The organism is Pseudomonas sp. E1MeOHC2 (assembly GCF_058745025.1).
Genome location: NZ_CP196675.1, coordinates 2,863,457 through 2,880,769 on the forward strand (window position 1 = coordinate 2,863,457; position 17,313 = coordinate 2,880,769).

The 17,313-nt window shown below is 61.1% G+C and carries 16 protein-coding genes; 3 read left to right on the forward strand and 13 right to left on the reverse strand.

The features are described 5' to 3' along the window. Window positions 1-98: 98 nt before the first annotated feature. Window positions 99-314: a 30S ribosomal protein S21 gene (gene rpsU / locus ACSSU5_RS12725; protein WP_003255575.1), complete on the reverse strand. Its 216-nt coding sequence runs from the start codon at window positions 312-314 to the stop codon at window positions 99-101. 204 nt (window positions 315-518) lie between these two features. Here rpsU and tsaD point away from each other — a divergent pair, with 204 nt between their 5' ends. Continuing rightward, window positions 519-1,544, forward strand: coding sequence for a tRNA (adenosine(37)-N6)-threonylcarbamoyltransferase complex transferase subunit TsaD (gene tsaD, locus ACSSU5_RS12730; protein ID WP_264310571.1), 1,026 nt, complete (start codon window positions 519-521; stop codon window positions 1,542-1,544). Between the two features lie 6 nt (window positions 1,545-1,550). Here tsaD and plsY read toward each other — a convergent pair whose 3' ends face one another. After that, window positions 1,551-2,120 carry a glycerol-3-phosphate 1-O-acyltransferase PlsY gene (plsY, locus tag ACSSU5_RS12735; protein WP_264310570.1) on the reverse strand — a complete coding sequence of 190 codons (570 nt, stop codon included), beginning with the start codon at window positions 2,118-2,120 and terminating at the stop codon, window positions 1,551-1,553. Window positions 2,121-2,194: 74 nt separating this feature from the next. Here plsY and folB point away from each other — a divergent pair, with 74 nt between their 5' ends. Together folB and folK are read left to right on the forward strand one after the other, a co-directional pair. Beyond that, window positions 2,195-2,551 (forward strand): dihydroneopterin aldolase, encoded by a 357-nt coding sequence (folB, locus tag ACSSU5_RS12740; protein ID WP_264310569.1) that lies wholly within the window; start codon window positions 2,195-2,197, stop codon window positions 2,549-2,551. Then, window positions 2,542-3,051, forward strand: coding sequence for a 2-amino-4-hydroxy-6-hydroxymethyldihydropteridine diphosphokinase (gene folK / locus ACSSU5_RS12745; protein ID WP_264310568.1), 510 nt, complete (start codon window positions 2,542-2,544; stop codon window positions 3,049-3,051). The genes folB and folK overlap by 10 nt, the downstream gene beginning before the upstream one ends. Window positions 3,052-3,234: 183 nt before the next feature. On the opposite strand, the gene ACSSU5_RS12750 is transcribed toward folK, so the two are convergent. From ACSSU5_RS12750 to ACSSU5_RS12800, 11 genes are all read right to left on the reverse strand, one after another. Beyond that, on the reverse strand, window positions 3,235-4,353 hold the full coding sequence (locus ACSSU5_RS12750; RefSeq protein ID WP_492561277.1) for a multifunctional CCA addition/repair protein: 1,119 nt from the start codon (window positions 4,351-4,353) through the stop codon (window positions 3,235-3,237). A gap of 60 nt (window positions 4,354-4,413) precedes the next feature. Beyond that, window positions 4,414-5,982 (reverse strand): SpoVR family protein, encoded by a 1,569-nt coding sequence (locus ACSSU5_RS12755; protein ID WP_492561278.1) that lies wholly within the window; start codon window positions 5,980-5,982, stop codon window positions 4,414-4,416. Continuing rightward, window positions 5,979-7,250 (reverse strand): YeaH/YhbH family protein, encoded by a 1,272-nt coding sequence (locus ACSSU5_RS12760; protein WP_264310565.1) that lies wholly within the window; start codon window positions 7,248-7,250, stop codon window positions 5,979-5,981. The genes ACSSU5_RS12755 and ACSSU5_RS12760 overlap by 4 nt, the downstream gene beginning before the upstream one ends. 119 nt (window positions 7,251-7,369) lie before the next feature. Further along, complete coding sequence (locus ACSSU5_RS12765; protein ID WP_264310564.1) at window positions 7,370-9,292, reverse strand: PrkA family serine protein kinase; 1,923 nt, start codon at window positions 9,290-9,292, stop codon at window positions 7,370-7,372. Between the two features lie 283 nt (window positions 9,293-9,575). Beyond that, window positions 9,576-9,905 carry a thiosulfate sulfurtransferase GlpE gene (gene glpE, locus ACSSU5_RS12770; RefSeq protein WP_264310563.1) on the reverse strand — a complete coding sequence of 110 codons (330 nt, stop codon included), beginning with the start codon at window positions 9,903-9,905 and terminating at the stop codon, window positions 9,576-9,578. A gap of 14 nt (window positions 9,906-9,919) precedes the next feature. Next, window positions 9,920-10,786 carry a symmetrical bis(5'-nucleosyl)-tetraphosphatase gene (locus ACSSU5_RS12775; protein WP_264310562.1) on the reverse strand — a complete coding sequence of 289 codons (867 nt, stop codon included), beginning with the start codon at window positions 10,784-10,786 and terminating at the stop codon, window positions 9,920-9,922. Next, a complete protein-coding gene (apaG, locus tag ACSSU5_RS12780) occupies window positions 10,786-11,166 on the reverse strand; it encodes a Co2+/Mg2+ efflux protein ApaG (protein WP_264310561.1) in 381 nt (126 codons plus the stop codon). The genes ACSSU5_RS12775 and apaG overlap by 1 nt, the downstream gene beginning before the upstream one ends. Before the next feature lie 210 nt (window positions 11,167-11,376). Next, on the reverse strand, window positions 11,377-12,177 hold the full coding sequence (gene rsmA, locus ACSSU5_RS12785) for a 16S rRNA (adenine(1518)-N(6)/adenine(1519)-N(6))-dimethyltransferase RsmA (RefSeq protein ID WP_264310560.1): 801 nt from the start codon (window positions 12,175-12,177) through the stop codon (window positions 11,377-11,379). Further along, the gene (pdxA, locus tag ACSSU5_RS12790) at window positions 12,174-13,163 is read right to left on the reverse strand and encodes a 4-hydroxythreonine-4-phosphate dehydrogenase PdxA (RefSeq protein WP_264310559.1); all 990 of its coding nucleotides are present in this window, start codon (window positions 13,161-13,163) and stop codon (window positions 12,174-12,176) included. Before pdxA ends, rsmA begins: the two co-directional genes overlap by 4 nt. Then, window positions 13,160-14,479 (reverse strand): peptidylprolyl isomerase SurA, encoded by a 1,320-nt coding sequence (surA, locus tag ACSSU5_RS12795; protein WP_264310558.1) that lies wholly within the window; start codon window positions 14,477-14,479, stop codon window positions 13,160-13,162. The genes pdxA and surA overlap by 4 nt, the downstream gene beginning before the upstream one ends. Next, a complete protein-coding gene (locus ACSSU5_RS12800; RefSeq protein ID WP_492561279.1) occupies window positions 14,460-17,294 on the reverse strand; it encodes an LPS-assembly protein LptD in 2,835 nt (944 codons plus the stop codon). Before ACSSU5_RS12800 ends, surA begins: the two co-directional genes overlap by 20 nt. Window positions 17,295-17,313: the final 19 nt, after the last annotated feature.

Here is a 17,313-nt window from a genome sequence, read left to right on the forward strand (position 1 = left end):
GAGCTAGCTGCCCAAGTTTGAAGCAATTGTGTAGCAACCGCTGCCATCGGCCCGGCGGTGAGCCGGGCAGGGCAGAAGCTTTGCGTAGAACGTCTGTATTAGTACAGACGAACGGCGCGGCGCTGTTCGCGCTGAACTTTCTTGGCGTGGCGCTTAACAGCAGCAGCTGCTTTACGCTTACGCTCGGCGGTCGGCTTCTCGTAAAACTCGCGGCTACGAACTTCAGCCAGTACACCGGCTTTTTCGCAGGAGCGCTTGAAACGACGCAGAGCTACGTCGAAGGGTTCGTTCTCTTTAACTTTGACGGCTGGCATCCAGGGCTACCTTAATTCATTACCGGGGTAGACGTGCTCCTGGCAAAACAAAGGTGTGCTGGAGAACGTCGGTTTTCAAGGGTTGCGGATGTTAACCCTTAGCTGGCCGGAATGCAAAGCCTCTGATCGAAAACCGCTGGTCGGCACCCGACACGGCGACTATCATGCGCGGCTTCGAATTCAGCCCCCACAAGGGACGAACCCATGCTAGTACTGGGATTGGAAACATCCTGCGACGAAACTGGCGTCGCATTATATGACAGTGAGCGCGGTCTGTTGGCCGACGCGCTGTTCAGCCAGATCGACCTGCACCGCGTGTTCGGCGGTGTGGTACCGGAGCTTGCCTCACGCGATCACGTCAAACGCATGCTGCCGCTGATTCGCCAGGTGTTGGACGAGGCTGGCTGCGTGGCCACCGAGATCGACGCCATCGCCTACACCGCGGGTCCTGGGCTGGTCGGCGCGCTGCTGGTCGGCGCTTCCTGCGCCCAGGCCCTGGCGTTTGCCTGGGATATCCCGGCGATTGGCGTGCACCACATGGAAGGCCATCTTCTGGCGCCCATGCTGGAAGAAAACCCACCCGAGTTTCCGTTCGTCGCTTTGTTGGTATCCGGCGGCCATACCCAGCTGGTACGTGTCGATGGCATCGGCCAGTACGAGCTGTTGGGCGAGAGCCTGGACGATGCGGCCGGTGAGGCATTCGACAAGACGGCCAAGCTGATCGGCCTGAACTACCCCGGCGGCCCTGAAATTGCCCGGCTGGCCGAACAGGGTGTGCCGGGGCGCTTTGTCTTCCCGCGGCCGATGACCGATCGACCTGGCCTGGAATTCAGTTTCAGCGGCCTCAAGACGTTCGCTTTGAATACCTGGCAGCAGTGCCGCGATGCTGGCGACGACGGTGAGCAAACCCGTTGCGACGTGTCCCTGGCGTTCCAGCAGGCCGTGGTGGAGACTTTGACCATCAAGTGCAAGCGGGCACTGAAGCAGACTGGCCTCAAGCGGCTGGTGATTGCCGGTGGCGTGAGCGCCAACAAGGCCCTGCGTGCGTCCCTTGAGGACATGCTGGGCAGCATGAAGGGCAACGTCTACTACGCGCGCCCGCAGTTCTGTACCGACAACGGCGCAATGATCGCTTATGCCGGCTGCCAGCGCCTGTTGGCCGGGCAGCAGCAGGACTTGGCGATCAGTGTGCAGGCGCGTTGGCCGATGGAGCAGTTGCCGCCGGTCTGAAACCTGTCAGAAGTGGCGTTCGCGCCCGGCGAACAGGTCGCGCAGGTTGTTGCGATGGCGCCAGACGATCATCACCGTGAGCACGCTGATCGGCAGCAACGCCTCTGGCTCGCGCCAGGCGAGCAGGGGCAGGGTCAGCGGCGTGGCGATGAGCGCCGCCAGCGAGCTGGTACGTGTGAGGTAGAAGGTCAGCAGCCAGGCAGCGATGGCCAGCAGTGCCGCCGGAAAGTACAGGGCCATGAGCATACCGGCCGCGGTCGCCACGCCCTTGCCACCCTGGAAGCGGAAGTACAGCGGGAACAGGTGGCCGAGCACTGCGCATACGCCCACCCAGGCCTGTTCGTGCAAGTCGAGCCCGGCAAGGCGGGCGAGCAATACTGGCAACAAGCCCTTGCACAGGTCGCCAAGCAGGGTCAGGATCGCCAACTTGCGGCCTGCCAGGCGTAGCATGTTGGTGGCCCCGGCATTGCCCGAACCGCTGGAACGAGGGTCCGGGCTACCGGACAGGCGGCTCAGGACAATGGCGAAGGACAGCGAGCCGAGCAGGTAGGCGAGCAGCGCCAATAACCAAAACATGCTAACTATTCCGGGCGAGGACGCCTTGATTCTAACGGCGCCAGTCGCCCTTGTCGTGCTGTGGAGAGAAGTGCTTGGACAGAGTGTTCATCGAAGGCCTGGAAGTCGATACCGTCATCGGTGCCTATGACTGGGAGCGGGATATTCGCCAGTGCTTGCGCCTGGACCTGAGTTTTGCCTGGGATAACCGCCCGGCAGCGGCCGGCGACGATCTGAGCCTGGCGCTGGACTACGCCAGCGTTTCGGCGCGTATCCAGGCATTTTCCGAGCAGGCGCGCTTCGAGTTGGTCGAAACCTTCGCCGAGCGCCTGGTCGCGGTGCTGATGGAGGAATTCAACATCCCGTGGGTACGGTTGAAATTGACCAAGCCAGGCGCGGTCCCCGCTGCCCGTGGCGGTGTTGGCGTGGAGATCGAGCGCGGATGTCTCTGAACACGGTTTACCTGGGCCTTGGCAGCAACATCGACCGCCATGCGCACCTGTGCGCTGGGCTCGATGCCTTGGCGGGCATACTCACCGATATGCGCTGTTCGCCGGCTTTCGAGAGCCAGGCGGTGGGGATCAAGAGTGGTCCGTTCATCAACTTCGTGGTGACGGGCAAGACCGATTTGCCGTTGATCGAGCTGGACCGTCGGCTCAAGTTCATCGAAGCCGACAACGGCCGCTACGCGCCCGAGCGCAAAGGGCTGCCGTTGGATATCGACGTGCTGCTGTATGACGATCTGCATGGCGCATTCGATGGGTTGGTGCTGCCCAGGGCCGAGATTCTGAAAAACGCGTTTGTGCTGTGGCCGTTGTCGCTGCTGGCGCCCGAGCTGGTGCATCCTGGGGTGGGCAAGCCTATGGCGCAGGTGTGGCAGGAGGCGCGGATCGATCAGGTGTTGGCGCCTGTCGCGTTTGAGTGGCGCGGGTTGCAACTGACGCCGGCTTGAGCCGGACTCTCGTATTCCCTGGCCTGGCCCTTTCGCGGGGCAAGCCCGCTCCCACAGTAGTTCACTGATCCATGAGCAGTGGGGTATCTGTTGGAACCACAGTAGTTCACTGATCCATGAGCAGTGGGGTATCTGTGGGAGCGGGCTTGGCCCGCGAAAGGGCCCGACGAGGCAATCGATAAATCAGCCTTCTGCAACGCCTTTGTAGGCAACTAGAGCCTTCAATCGCTCACCTTTCAGCGCCTCCCCAAGTGCCTGCCCGGTCAGCCCAGCCTGTACCAGCGGCTTAACATCCACAGCCCTCGCCGCTGTCGCCGCGCCCCTCAGGTAATCAGCCTGTGGATAAGCCAGACTGCCCTGGCGCGCACGCGCATCCATCTGGCAGGCGTTGATGAAGTCTTCAAAGCGCTGCGGACGGCGGTACACATCAAACTTCTGCAGCAGCTCCAGCAATGCCTGGGGAGGCAATTCCAGGGCCTGGTTGCAGTGTGTCAGGCACTCACCCACAAGCACGGCCAGCTCCTGGCAGTCTCGCGGCGCCTTGAAGCGCTGGCTGACAGCCTTGATCACTGGTGGCTCCAGCTCTCGCAGCAGGCAGGCCCAGCGCACGTGCAGCGGTTGCTCATGCAGGGCGGCCTGCTCCAGGCCTGCCAGGGCGTGGGGGCTATCCTTGAGCTCAGGCAGCAGCTCCTGCAAGGCATCGCACGCGTGCAAAACTTCGAAGAACACCTGGGGCTGTGCCTCCATCAGCGCGCGCTCGATCTCTTTCCAGCTACGCTCGGCGGTGAGCGCTTGCAGCTCGCCGGAGGCACTGATCTGACGCATCAGCGCCAAGGTCTCGTCAGCGACCTTGAAACCTAGCGGCGCATAGCGTGCGGCAAAGCGGGCAACCCTGAGTACCCGTAGGGGATCTTCGGCGAATGCAGGTGAAACATGGCGTAGAAGACGCCTGTCGAGGTCATCTTTGCCGTGGTAGGGGTCGTACAGCGTGCCGTCTTCGTCCTCTGCCATCGCATTGATGGTCAGGTCGCGGCGTATCAGGTCTTCTTCGAGGGTGACGTCGGGGCTGGCATGAAAGGTAAAGCCACCATACCCTCGCCCGCTTTTGCGCTCGGTACGGGCCAAGGCATATTCCTCGCCGGTTTTCGGGTGCAGGAACACCGGAAAATCAGCGCCCACCGGCCGATAGCCCTTAGCGTGCATTTCTTCGACGGTAGCGCCAACCACCAGCCAGTCGATATCGCTGACGGGGCGCCCGAGCAAGCGGTCGCGCACGGCGCCGCCGACTTTGTAGATGTGCATGTACAGCCTCCATAACTGCCCACAGGATAACCTGTTGGCAGTGATGGAGGGGGCTCGGTGCTAGAGGTGGTGGATGACGGCCAGGTCCATGCGGCCATAGTCGGCGCTGTCGCCGTGCTCACCGCGGGGTGGCATGTGGTGGGTCTTCATGATTTGGTCGCCCTGGACGGTCTCCAGGTGGATGTCGAAGCCCCAGAGGCGATGCAGGTGCTTGAGCACTTCCTCGGTCGAGTCGCCCAAGGGTTTGCGGTTGTGCTGCTGGTGGCGCAGGGTCAGTGAGCGGTCGCCACGGCGGTCGATGCTCCAGATCTGCACGTTCGGCTCGCGGTTGCCCAGGTTGTACTGGGCCGCCAGTTGCTCGCGAATGACCCGATAACCGGCTTCGTCATGGATGGCGGGAACCAGCAGGTCATCGCGTTGGTCGTCGTCCAGAATGCTGAACAGCTTGAGGTCGCGGATTACCTTGGGTGACAGGTACTGCAGGATAAAGCTCTCGTCCTTGAAGCTGCTCATGGCGAACTTGATGGTAGACAGCCAGTCACTGCCGGCAATGTCGGGGAACCAGTGGCGATCTTCTTCAGTCGGGTTTTCGCAGATGCGGCGGATGTCGGTGTACATCGCAAAGCCGAGCGCATAGGGGTTGATGCCACTGTAGTAGGGGCTGTCGAAACCTGGCTGAAACACCACGCTGGTGTGCGATTGCAGGAACTCCATGATGAAACCGTCGGTAACCAGGCCTTCGTCGTACAGGTCGTTCATGAGGGTGTAGTGCCAGAAGGTGGCCCAACCTTCGTTCATGACCTGGGTCTGGCGTTGCGGGTAGAAGTACTGGGCGATCTTGCGCACGATGCGCACCACTTCACGCTGCCAAGGCTCTAGCAGGGGGGCGTGCTTTTCGATGAAATAGAGGATGTTTTCCTGAGGTTCGGCGGGGAAGCGCGCATCGTCGCGATCACCCCCTTTATCCGCGCCTTTGGGAATGGTGCGCCAGAGGTCGTTGATCTGCCGCTGCAGGTGTTCTTCACGCTCCTTCTGCCGGCGACGTTCCTCTTCGGCGGAAATCGGGTAAGGGCGCTTGTACCGGTCGACACCGTAGTTCATCAGTGCGTGGCAGGAGTCGATCAGGTCTTCGACGGCATCGATGCCGTGGCGCTCTTCACACTGCGCGATGTACTGCTTGGCAAACACCAGGTAGTCGATGATCGAGCTGGCATCGGTCCAGGTGCGGAACAGGTAGTTGCCCTTGAAGAAGCTGTTGTGGCCATAGCAGGCATGGGCGATCACCAGTGCCTGCATGCACATGGTGTTTTCTTCCATCAGGTAGGCGATGCAGGGATCGGAGTTGATCACGATCTCGTAGGCCAGGCCCATCTGGCCTCGGCTGTAGGACTTTTCGGTACTGAGGAACTGCTTGCCATAAGACCAGTGGTGATAACCCAGCGGCATACCTACCGAGGCGTAGGCATCCATCATCTGCTCGGCGGTAATCACCTCGATCTGGTTGGGATAGGTGTCCAGGGCGTAACGCTCGGCCAGGCGGCTGATTTCCCGGTCATAGGTCTGGATCAAATCGAACGTCCACTCGGACCCGGTGGAAATGGGTTGGCGTTTCTGAGCTCTGGCGGTCATGTGGCTAACCTGCGCTGGAAGAGTTCACGGAAGACCGGGTAGATGTCGCCGGCCGATACCAACTGCTGCTGGGCGAACGTGTCGGGGAAGCCCTCGCCGATTCGCTCGTACTCGTACCACAGCGCCTGATGCTCACGGGGGGTGATCTCAACGTAAGTGTAGTACTGCACATGCGGCATGATCTGCTTGGAGAGGATCTCGCGGCAGATTGGCGAGTCGTCGTTCCAGTTGTCGCCGTCGGAGGCTTGGGCTGCATAGATGTTCCAGTCGCTGGCCGGGTAGCGTTCGGCCATGATTTCCTGCATCAGCTTGAGCGCGCTGGACACGATGGTGCCGCCGGTTTCCCGCGAATAGAAGAACTCTTCCTCGTCCACTTCCCGCGCACTGGTGTGGTGGCGGATGAAGACCACTTCGATGCGGTCGTAATTGCGCTTGAGGAACAGGTACAGCAGGATGAAAAAGCGCTTGGCGATGTCCTTGGTGGCCTGGGTCATGGAGCCGGAAACGTCCATCAGGCAGAACATTACGGCCTTCGAGCTGGGGTTGGGCTGCTTGACCAGCAGGTTGTACTTCAGGTCGAACGTATCGAGGAAGGGCAGGCGGTTGATGCGTGCCTTGAGGCGTTCGATCTCTTGCTCGACTTCCTGGATATCGGTGAAGTTGTCAGGCTCTTCGACCTTCAGGCGGTCGAGTTCTTTCTGCGCTTCGCGTAACAAGGCGCGGCTGCTGCCGGTCAGGGCAATACGCCGGGCATGGGCCGAACGCAGGGTGCGAACGATGTTGATGCGCGATGGGTTGCCTTCGTTGGCGATACCGGCGCGTACGGTCTTGAAGGTGTCGGTACCGGTCAGGTGACGTTTGACCAGGTTGGGCAGTTCAAGGTCTTCGAACATGAACTCGAGAAACTCTTCCTGGGTGATCTGGAAGACGAATTCGTCCATGCCCTCGCCAGAATTGCCGGCCTTGCCACGGCCGCTGCCGCCTCCACCGCCCTGGGGCCTGGCGATGTGTTCGCCGGCGGTGAACTCCTTGTTGCCGGGGTGCACGATGGTCTGCTTGCCGCCACGACCGTGGTGCAACACCGGTTCATCGATGTCCCGTCCCGGAATGCTGATCTGCTCGCCATGCTCCATGTCCATGATGGAGCGGCGGCTCACGGCCTCTTCGACGGCCTTCTTGATGTGTTCACGGTAGCGCCGCAGAAAACGCTGGCGGTTGACCGTGCTCTTGTTCTTGCCGTTCAGGCGTCGGTCGATTACGTAGCTCATGGTCCCTCCGGTAGCTGGGAACAGCTGCACGCTTCAAGCTACGAGCTGCACGTAATAGCAGCCGCCGCCGCCCAAGGCAGGCACTGCAGCCTTGGGCGTGCGGTGTGTAGCTTGCCGCTTTATTGCGATTTCCTGACCCGCAGGTACCATTCCGACAGCAGACGAACCTGCTTGTCGGTGTAGCCACGCTCCACCATCCGGGTGACGAAGTCGTTGTGTTTCTTCTGGTCTTCCTTGCTGGCCTTGGCATTGAAGCTGATGACCGGCAGCAGGTCTTCGGTGTTGGAGAACATTTTCTTCTCGATCACCACCCGCAGTTTTTCATAGCTCAGCCAGCTCGGGTTCTTGCCGTTGTTGTTGGCGCGTGCGCGCAATACGAAGTTGACGATCTCGTTGCGGAAGTCTTTCGGGTTGCTGATACCGGCCGGCTTCTCGATTTTCTCCAGTTCTTCGTTGAGGGCGATGCGGTTGAGGATCTCGCCGGTTTCCGGGTCGCGGTATTCCTGGTCCTGAATCCAGAAGTCGGCGTACAGCACGTAGCGGTCGAAGATGTTCTGGCCGTATTCGCTGTAGGACTCAAGGTAAGCGGTCTGGATTTCCTTGCCGATGAACTCGATGTAGCGCGGCGCCAGGTATTCCTTCAGGTAGCGCAGGTAGCGTTCGCGCACTTCAGCCGGGAACTGTTCCTGCTCGATCTGTTGTTCGAGCACATACAGCAGGTGAACCGGGTTGGCCGCAATCTCGTGCGGGTCGAAGTTGAACACCTTGGAGAGAATCTTGAAGGCGAAGCGGGTGGACAGGCCGTTCATCCCCTCGTCGACACCTGCCGAGTCACGGTACTCCTGGATCGACTTGGCCTTTGGATCGGTGTCCTTGAGATTCTCGCCGTCGTAGACGCGCATCTTCGAGTAGATGTTGGAGTTCTCAGGCTCCTTGAGGCGTGAGAGCACGGTGAACTGGGCCAGCATCTTGAGGGTATCGGGCGCGCAATGGGCCTTGGCCAGGGAGCTGTTGACCAGCAGTTTGTCGTAGATCTTGATTTCGTCACTGACGCGCAGGCAGTAAGGCACCTTGACGATGTAGATCCGGTCGATGAACGCTTCGTTGTTCTTGTTGTTACGGAAGGTGTGCCACTCCGATTCGTTGGAGTGGGCCAGCAGAATACCGGTGTAGGGAATTGCACCCAGCCCCTCGGTACTGTTGTAGTTGCCTTCCTGAGTCGCCGTAAGCAGTGGGTGCAAGACCTTGATCGGCGCCTTGAACATCTCGACGAATTCCATCAGGCCCTGGTTGGCCCGGCACAGCGCACCCGAATAGCTGTAGGCGTCGGCGTCGTTCTGTGGGTATTCCTCAAGCTTGCGGATATCCACCTTGCCGACGAGGGCAGAGATATCCTGGTTGTTCTCATCGCCAGGTTCGGTCTTGGCGATGGCGATCTGGTTAAGGATCGACGGATAGAGTTTGACCACCTTGAACTTGGAGATATCGCCGCCGAACTCCTGCAGGCGCTTGGTGGCCCAGGGCGACATGATGGTGTTCAGGTAGCGCCGTGGGATCCCAAACTCTTCCTCGAGAATGGCCCCATCTTCGGTGGCGTTGAACAAGCCCAGTGGCGATTCGAATACAGGCGAGCCCTTGATGGCGTAGAAGGGCACCTTTTCCATCAGTTGTTTGAGCTTCTCGGCCAGCGATGATTTGCCGCCGCCTACCGGGCCCAGGAGGTAAAGGATCTGTTTCTTCTCTTCCAGGCCCTGCGCCGCATGGCGGAAGTACGAGACGATCTGGTCGATGCATTCTTCCATGCCATGGAAGTCTTCAAAGGCCGGATAGCGCCGAATCACCTTGTTGGAGAAGATCCGCGAAAGTCTGGAATTGTTAGAGGTGTCGACAAGCTCCGGTTCGCCGATGGCCAGCAACAGCCGTTCTGCCGCCGAAGCGTAGGCGCTGCGATCCTGTTTGCACAGTTCCAGGTAATCCTGCAGCGAAAGTTCTTCCTGGCGGGTGGACTCGAAACGTTGTTGGAAGTGGCTAAAAATACTCATGACGTCACCTCGCTCGATACGTGGAGACGACGCCGGATCAGTCAGCTGATGCTGGCATGCAACCGGGTTCGCCGATTGCTGTATACCCCCCAGAACACCCTTGAAACGCTACCGATGACCCGCACGCCGGTGTACCGGCTCTCCCCTTTTTTGGATGGCCTGGGCTTAAGGATAGTTGGTAATACGCAAGGTCAAGGGCGCGAGGCCGAGAAGTTGCTCGCGACCGTTCGTCAGGTGAGCCGCAAGCCCGCACGGGGCGCGGGCTGCAGTAAAAATGAAAAAATTATTCGGCAGAGCCTTGCGCGGTCTGGTCCGGGTAGGTGGCGCGCCACAGCTCAAAGCCGCCATCGACGCTGTACACCTGCGAAAAGCCTTGGCCGGCCAGGTAGGCGGCGGCGCTCTGGCTGGAATTGCCGTGGTAGCAGACCACCAGGGTCGGTGCATCGAGGTCGGCATTGCGGATGAAATCGGCGACCGAATGGTTATCCAGGTGGGTGGCGCCACTGATGTGGCCGGCGGCAAAGGCCTGTGGGTCGCGAATGTCGACCACTACCGCACCTTGCTCGCGCAGGGCCAGGGCCTGCTCGGGAGGGATGCGTTTGAATTCGCTCATGGCTACGGTTTCCTTCAGGGCTGATCGTTGATTCTAGTGGGTTGTTCCGGTGGGCGTACGGTGCCGTCGTCGGAACAGTCGCAGCGATGGTATTCACCGCTGTCGACGTTGTAGAGGGTCATGGCGCCACCCCACACGCAACCGGTGTCCAGGGCAATGATGCCGGGCTCGTCGACGCGCCCTTCAAGGGCGGCCCAGTGGCCGAAGATGATCTTCACGTGGCGCGAGCGCCGGTCCTTGTGCGCATACCAGGGTTTGTAGCCTTTGGGGGCCGTGCCCAGGCCTTCCTTGCTCTTGAGGTCGAGCTTGCCCTCGGGGGTGCAGAAGCGCATGCGCGTGAGGTAGTTGGTGATCACCCGCAGGCGCTCGATGCCTGTGAGGTTCTTGCTCCATTTGTTCGGCTCGTTGCCGTACATGCCATCGAGGTAGAGCTTGAGGCGGCCGTCATCGCGCAATACTTCCTCGACTTCGGCTGCAAGCTCCAGGGCTCTGCCCAAGGTCCATTGAGGCGGTATGCCGGCATGCACCATGGCGATGCCGCGGGGCTCGTCGTAATGCAGCAGTTTTTGCTGGCGCAGCCAGTCGAACAACAGGTCGGCATCCGGCGCTTCGATGATCTCGCGCAGGGTGTCGCTCTTTTTCAGGCGTTCGACGTTGTGCCAGGCGGCCAGCAGGTGCAGGTCATGGTTGCCCAGCACACAGACCAGCGACTGTCGGATCGAGTAGAGAAAACGCAGGGTTTGCAGTGATTCGGGGCCGCGATTGACCAGGTCGCCGACCAGCCACAGGCGGTCGACGGCGGGGTTGAAGCGAACACGTTCGAGCAGGCATTTGAGCGGTTGCAGGCAGCCTTGCAGGTCACCGACGGCGTAGGTTGCCATCAGTGCAGGGCCCCCGGTACCGCGAGGCGGAAGGGCGCGATTTCGGCATCGAAGCGTTTGCCGTCCTCGGCGAACATCTGGTAGCTGCCCTGCATGGTGCCGACACGGGTGCTGATGACCGCGCCGCTGCTGTAGGTATGGCTTTGGCCCGGGTCGATGCTGGGTTGCTGGCCGACCACGCCGGCGCCGCGCACTTCCTCGACTTCGCCGTCACCGTTGGTGATCAGCCAGTGTCGGGACAGCAACTTGGCCATGACTGAGCCGTTGTTTTGCACGGTGATGGTGTAGGCGAAAGCGAAACGACTGTTTTCGGGGTCGGATTGTTCTTTGAGGTAGCGGGTCACGACGCTGACGTCGATCTGATAACGGGGATCGGACATGCAAAGGCCTTGGGGGAACTGACGCAATAATGCAGTCTAGGCCATTGGTGGGGGGGAGGGCCAGCGGTGTGGTCGCGGGCAGGCATGTGCAGGAGGGGTGGGGTGACAGGGCTGGCCCCTTCGCGGGCAAGCCCACCCCCACAGTATTCAAGATCAGTGGAGATCCTGTGGGAGCGGGCTTGCCCGCGAAGAGGCCGTAACAGGCGCTAATCAGGCCTGCTGATCGGCCAATTGGTCAGCCAGGCGCACGAATGCAGCCAGGTCCAGCTGCTCAGGCCTCAGGCTGCCATCAACGCCAGCCGCTTCAATCGCCTGGCTGTCGAGCAGGCCTTTGAGGGTGTTGCGCAGTGTCTTGCGACGCTGGTTGAAGGCTTCGCGAACGACGCGCTCCAGCAACAGGTGGTCCTTGGCCGGGAACGGCAGCACCTCGTGTGGCACCAGGCGCACGATGGCCGAGTCCACTTTCGGCGGCGGGTTGAACGCGCCTGGGCCAACGTTGAACAGGTGTTCGACCCGGCAGTGGTACTGCACCATGATCGACAGACGGCCCCAGTCGCCACCACCTGGGCCTGCGGCCATGCGCTCGACCACTTCCTTCTGCAGCATGAAGTGCATGTCGCGGATCAGCCCGGCGTGGCTGAGCAGGTGGAAGATCAATGGGGTGGAGATGTTGTAGGGCAGGTTGCCGACCACCTTGAGGCTGCGCGGTGGCACACCCAGCTGGTTGAAGTCGAACTTCAGGGCATCGCCCTGGTGCAGGCGGAAGTTGTCGCGGCCGGCGAACTTGTGCTGCAGGATCGGCACCAGGTCCTTGTCCAGCTCCACGACGTCCAGTTGCGCACCGCTGCCTAGCAGGCCCTCGGTGAGGGCGCCCTGGCCTGGGCCGATTTCCAGCAGGTGTTCACCTGCCTTGGCGTTGATGGCGCGCAGGATGCGGTCGATGACGCCGGCGTCGTGCAGGAAGTTCTGGCCGAAGCGCTTGCGCGCCCGGTGTTGGTATTGCTCGTTCATGGTCGGTTCTCGGCCATCTGATAGGCGGTTTCCAGGGCAACCCGCAGGCTGCCGGTATCGACCTTGCCGGTGCCGGCCAGATCCAGGGCGGTGCCGTGGTCGACCGACGTGCGGATGATCGGCAGGCCCAGGGTCACATTGACCGCGGCGCCGAAGCCTTTGTACTTGAGTACGGGCAGGCCCTGGTCGTGGTACATCGCCAGCACTGCGTCGCAGTGCTCCAGATATTTGGGGGTAAACAGGGTATCGGCCGGCAGCGGTCCGCGCAGGTCCATGCCTTCGGAGCGCAGGCGGGCCAGTGTCGGTTCGATGATGTCGATTTCTTCGCGGCCCAGATGGCCGCCTTCTCCGGCGTGCGGGTTGAGGCCGCAGACCAGGATGCGAGGGTGGGCAATGCCGAACTTGTCGCGCATGTCGGCGTGCAGGATGCGGGTGACACGCTCGACGCGTTCGGCCGTGATGGCGTCGGCAATCTCGCGCAGTGGCAGGTGAGTGGTCACCAGGGCCACGCGCAGACCACGGGTCGCCAGCATCATCACCACCTGTGCGGTGTGGGTCAGCTCGGCAAGGAACTCGGTATGCCCGGAAAAGGCAATGCCGCTTTCATTGATCACACCCTTGTGCACAGGGGCGGTGATCATCCCGGCGAAATGCCCATCAAGGCAGCCTTTGCCTGCGCGGGTCAGGGTTTCCAGCACGAAGGCAGCATTGGCCTTGTCCAGTTGCCCTGCCGTGACGGCGGTGGCCAGGGGTGTATCCCAGACATACAGGCTACCCGCAGGCGCTGGCTGGTCGGGCCAGTGATCCGGCGCTACCGGCAGCAGGTTGACGGCCAGCCCCAGCTGCGTGGCCCGCTCGGCGAGCAGGTCACGGCTGGTGATGGCGATCAGGGGGTGGGGCTGGACGTCTGCGGCGAGCAGCAGGCACAGGTCGGGACCTATGCCTGCGGGCTCACCGGGGGTGACGGCGAAGCGCAGAGGCTTCACTGTGCAGCCTGGTCGGCGCCAGGCAGCTTGATTTCAACGTAGGCTTCGTCGCGGATCTGGCGCAGCCAGGTCTGCAGCTCTTCGTCGTACTTGCGGTTGCGCAGCACGTTCAGTGCCTGTTGCTCGCGCGCCTGTTCAGTGCTGTCGGTGGCGCGGCGGCCCAGCACTTCAAGGACGTGCCAGCCGTACTGGGTCTTGAATGGCTTGGTGACTTCACCTTGGGCAGCGTTGGCCATCTGCTCACGGAACTCCGGCACCAGGCTGTTCGGGTCGACCCAGTTGAGGTCACCGCCGTTAAGCGCCGAGCCCGGGTCTTCCGAGAAGCTCTTCGCCAGCTCGCCGAAGTCTTCGCCGTTCTTGATCCGGTCGTACAGGCGCTCGGCCAACTGCTCGGTGGCTGCGTCGCTGCGGATTTCGCTCGGTTTGATCAGAATGTGACGCACATGGACTTCGTCACGCAGCACGTTCTCGCTGCCACCACGCTTCTCCTCGAGCTTGAGGATGATGAAGCCGTTGGGGATGCGGATTGGCTGGGTGATGTCGCCCACGCTCATGCTGCTGAGCATCTTGGCGAAGTCGGGTGGCAACTGGCCGGCTTTACGCCAGCCCATCTCGCCGCCTTCCAGGGCGTTCTCGCTGGCGGAGCGGGCGATGGCCATCTGACCGAAGTCCGCGCCTTGCTTGAGCTGCTGGTACACATCACCGACTTGGCGCGCGGCTGCCTGGATAGCGTCCGAGTTGGCGCTTTCCGGGGTCGGGATGAGGATGTTGGCCAGGCGGTACTCTTCCGAGAGCTGCATCTTGCCCAGGTCGGAGGCGAGGAAGTTTTTCACTTCCTGCTCGGACACCTGGATGCGCTCGGCCACACGGCGCTGGCGCACCCGGCTGATGATCATCTCGCGCTTGACCTGCTCGCGAGCGTCGTCGAACGACAGACCATCGTGGGCGAGGGCGGCGCGGAACTGCTCCAGCGACATACCGTTGCGCTGGGCAATGGTGCCGATGGCCTGGTTCAGCTCTTCATCGGTGATGCGGATGCCGGAGCGATCGCCGATCTGCAGTTGCAGGTTCTCGACGATCAGGCGCTCGAGCACCTGCTGTTCAAGGGCGCTGGTCGGTGGCACGCCGGCGCCACGCTTGGCGATGGTTTGCTGAACTTCGTGGACGCGCTGGTCCAGTTGGCTCTGCATGACCACGTCGTTATCGACGATAGCCACCACGCGGTCCAGGGGTTGTACCGCGGCATGCACCGCGCCACTCAGCAAAGCGGCGCCCAGCAACACTGGGCGCAGACGATCAATAAGCTTGGTCTTCACGTGTACGGTAACCTTGAATGCCTTCGTCGAGGAAAGATTCGACCTTGTTGCCCACTACACCACCGAGGCCTTTCAGCACGATCTGCAGGAAGATACCGTGGTCGCCTTTTTCGTTCGCTGGAAGGGCTTGGCTGAAGTCGTCGTAGTCGATCCAGTAACGGTTGATCAGGCGCAGCTTCCAGCAGCAGTTGTCATACTCGAAACCGCCCATGGCTTCCAGGGTGCGGTTGCGGTTGTAGTCATGCTGCCAGCGAGCGATGACGCTCCACTGCGGAACGATCGGCCAGATGACCGAGAAGTCATGCTGCTGGATCTTGTAGTAGTCCTTGATGTAGTTCGGGCTACCTGGAACGCCGTAGTCACCACCGCCCGTTTTCCAGGTACCGGTCTGGGAATCGTAGGAGATGGTGTCGTTGCGGTAGCGATAACCGAGGTTGACTACCTTGTTCGGGTTGTCTTCAGGCTGGTAGTGGAACATCGCGCTGCCCGAACGGGTGCTGCGGCTGTCCGGGTCCCAGTTGAAGTCCGAATTGAAGCGCCAGTCGCGGTTGAAGGCGTAGTTGTACACCAGGGCGTACGGCGAAACATTGGACTGCGAGTCTTGGCGAGTACGGTAGTCGATACCCGGCAATTGGACCTTGCGATCCTTGAAGTAGTAGGCCTGGCCGATACTGAAGCTCTGGCGCTCGAAGCCATTGTCTTCGATCCAGCGCGTGGTGACACCCAGGGACAGCTTGTTCTCGTCACCGATGCGATCGGTACCGCTGAAGCGGTTGTCGCGGAACAGCGAGTCGTAGCTGAACAGCGTTTCGCCCGAATCGAACAGCGGGATGTCCTTCTGGTCCTTGTATGGGACGTTGAGGTAGAACAGGCGTGGCTCAAGGGTCTGCTTGTAGTTGGTGCCGAACAGCGAAGTATTGCGGTCGAAGTACAGGCCACTGTCTACGCTGAAGATCGGGACGTCGCGGTTCAGCGAGCTCTTGTAGCTGCCGTACGCAGGGTTTGCAGACTGTGCGATGGCCTGAGCTTTGCCCTGGCTATCCAAGTCAAGATCGTAGTGGGTATACGCATACTTCAACTTGGGTGTCAGATAGCCGTAGCTGGCTTCCATTGGCAGACTGATCGACGGAGCAACATTAAAACGATTGCCGTTGGCTCGGGCGATACCGGAAACGTTCTGGTCGAGCCGGCGACCGCCAAGCACTTGACCTGTAACTGGATCTCTCACCACACCTGCGGTTGTGTCTGGTTGCCCATCTTTATTGAACACCAGATCGTTTTTCAGATCGCGATCAAAACGTACTGCCTCGGTTTCGTATCCGAGATTCAGTCCACCCGGCTCAAACGGCAATTTGCCGTTGAAGGTAATCTGCGGCAGGCGGTCATACGGCGTGATCTTCGAAATGGTCGCCATTTCGTAGGCATGCACGTTCAACCGCGCGGTGTAGCTGTCGCCGCGATAGGTCAGGGCGCCCTGCTGGTTGAGCAGGTCCTGGGATTCAACGCCGATCTGGTCGGATTCCAGGTCCTGGAAGTAGAACGGGTCGCTGATGTCGGTGTAGTCCACCTCGGCCATCAGGCGCTCGTCCAGCCCACCCTTGTGCTGCCAGTTGACCATCCAGCGCTGTTCTTTGTAGTCAGTCTGCTCTTTACGGTCGTCGTTCTTGTCGTTCAGGTACGCGCCGCCGAGCTGGCCTTCGCTGGACGGGGTGAGGTAACGGAACTCACCTTCCATCAGCAGGCCGCGCTTGGTCATGTAGCGCGGGTACAACGTGGCGTCATAGTTGGGCGCCAGGTTGAAGTAGTACGGCGTGACCAGCATGAAGCCGGTGTCGCTGCTGGTGCTGAACGATGGCGGCAGGAAGCCGGACTGGCGACGGTCGTCGATCGGGAAGTAGATGTACGGTGTGTAGAACACCGGGAAATCCTTGACCCGCAAGGTAACGTTGGTCGCCGTACCGAAACCGGTCGCCGGGTTTAGGGTGATGTTGTTGCCCTTCAGCTGCCAGGCGTTGCTGCCCGGTTCGCAGGTGGTGTACGTACCGTCCTTGAGACGGATGATGGCGTTTTCGCCACGCTTGGCGTACAGGGCGTTGCCGCGAATGTGCGACTTGTGCATCACGTATTCGGCGTTGTCGACCTGGGCTTCGCCCGTGTCGAGCTGGATCTGCGCCTCGTCACCGACCACCAGCGAGCCGTTGTCACGGATCTTGACGTTGCCTTTGAGCTCGCCACGGTTTTCGGTCTGGTAGAGGTTGGCTTCGTCGGCCTCGGCCTGCATGCTGCCCTGGCGCATCACCACGTCACCGGCGAGGGTAGCGATCTGCTGCTCCTGCTGGTATTTGGAAACCTTGGCATTGATGTAGGTCGGCGATTCGTCCTTGGGCGTGGTGTCAGCCATGCCAGGGCGGGGCGGCTCGATGTACGCGCCACCACAGTACGGGCCGGTTTCGGCCAGTTGGGCGGCGGTGAGCTTGTCACGGGGGACCCAGTCCAGATGGCTGTAGTCTTCGCTGCGCGACTTCAGGCCACGGCCCTTGGCCTCGGTGACCAGCATCGGCTTGTCCGCGGTTTCGGCCTCGGCCGCCTGGGCCTCGGTACCGGAACTGAGGGCAGCACCCTCGTGCACCGGACGCGGCGGCAGGTTATTGACAGGAGCCTTGGGCTTGCAGTCCCAACCACCGGAGGCGGACACTTGGCAGTCGAACTGTTCGGCTGCCACGACGTACGACGTGGCCAGAGGTTGCAGGGCCAGCAAACCGCCGGTTACCAGCAACGGAAACTTTCTACGAAACGCGGGGGATTTCAATGCCATCTTATTAGTCCGGGCTTCC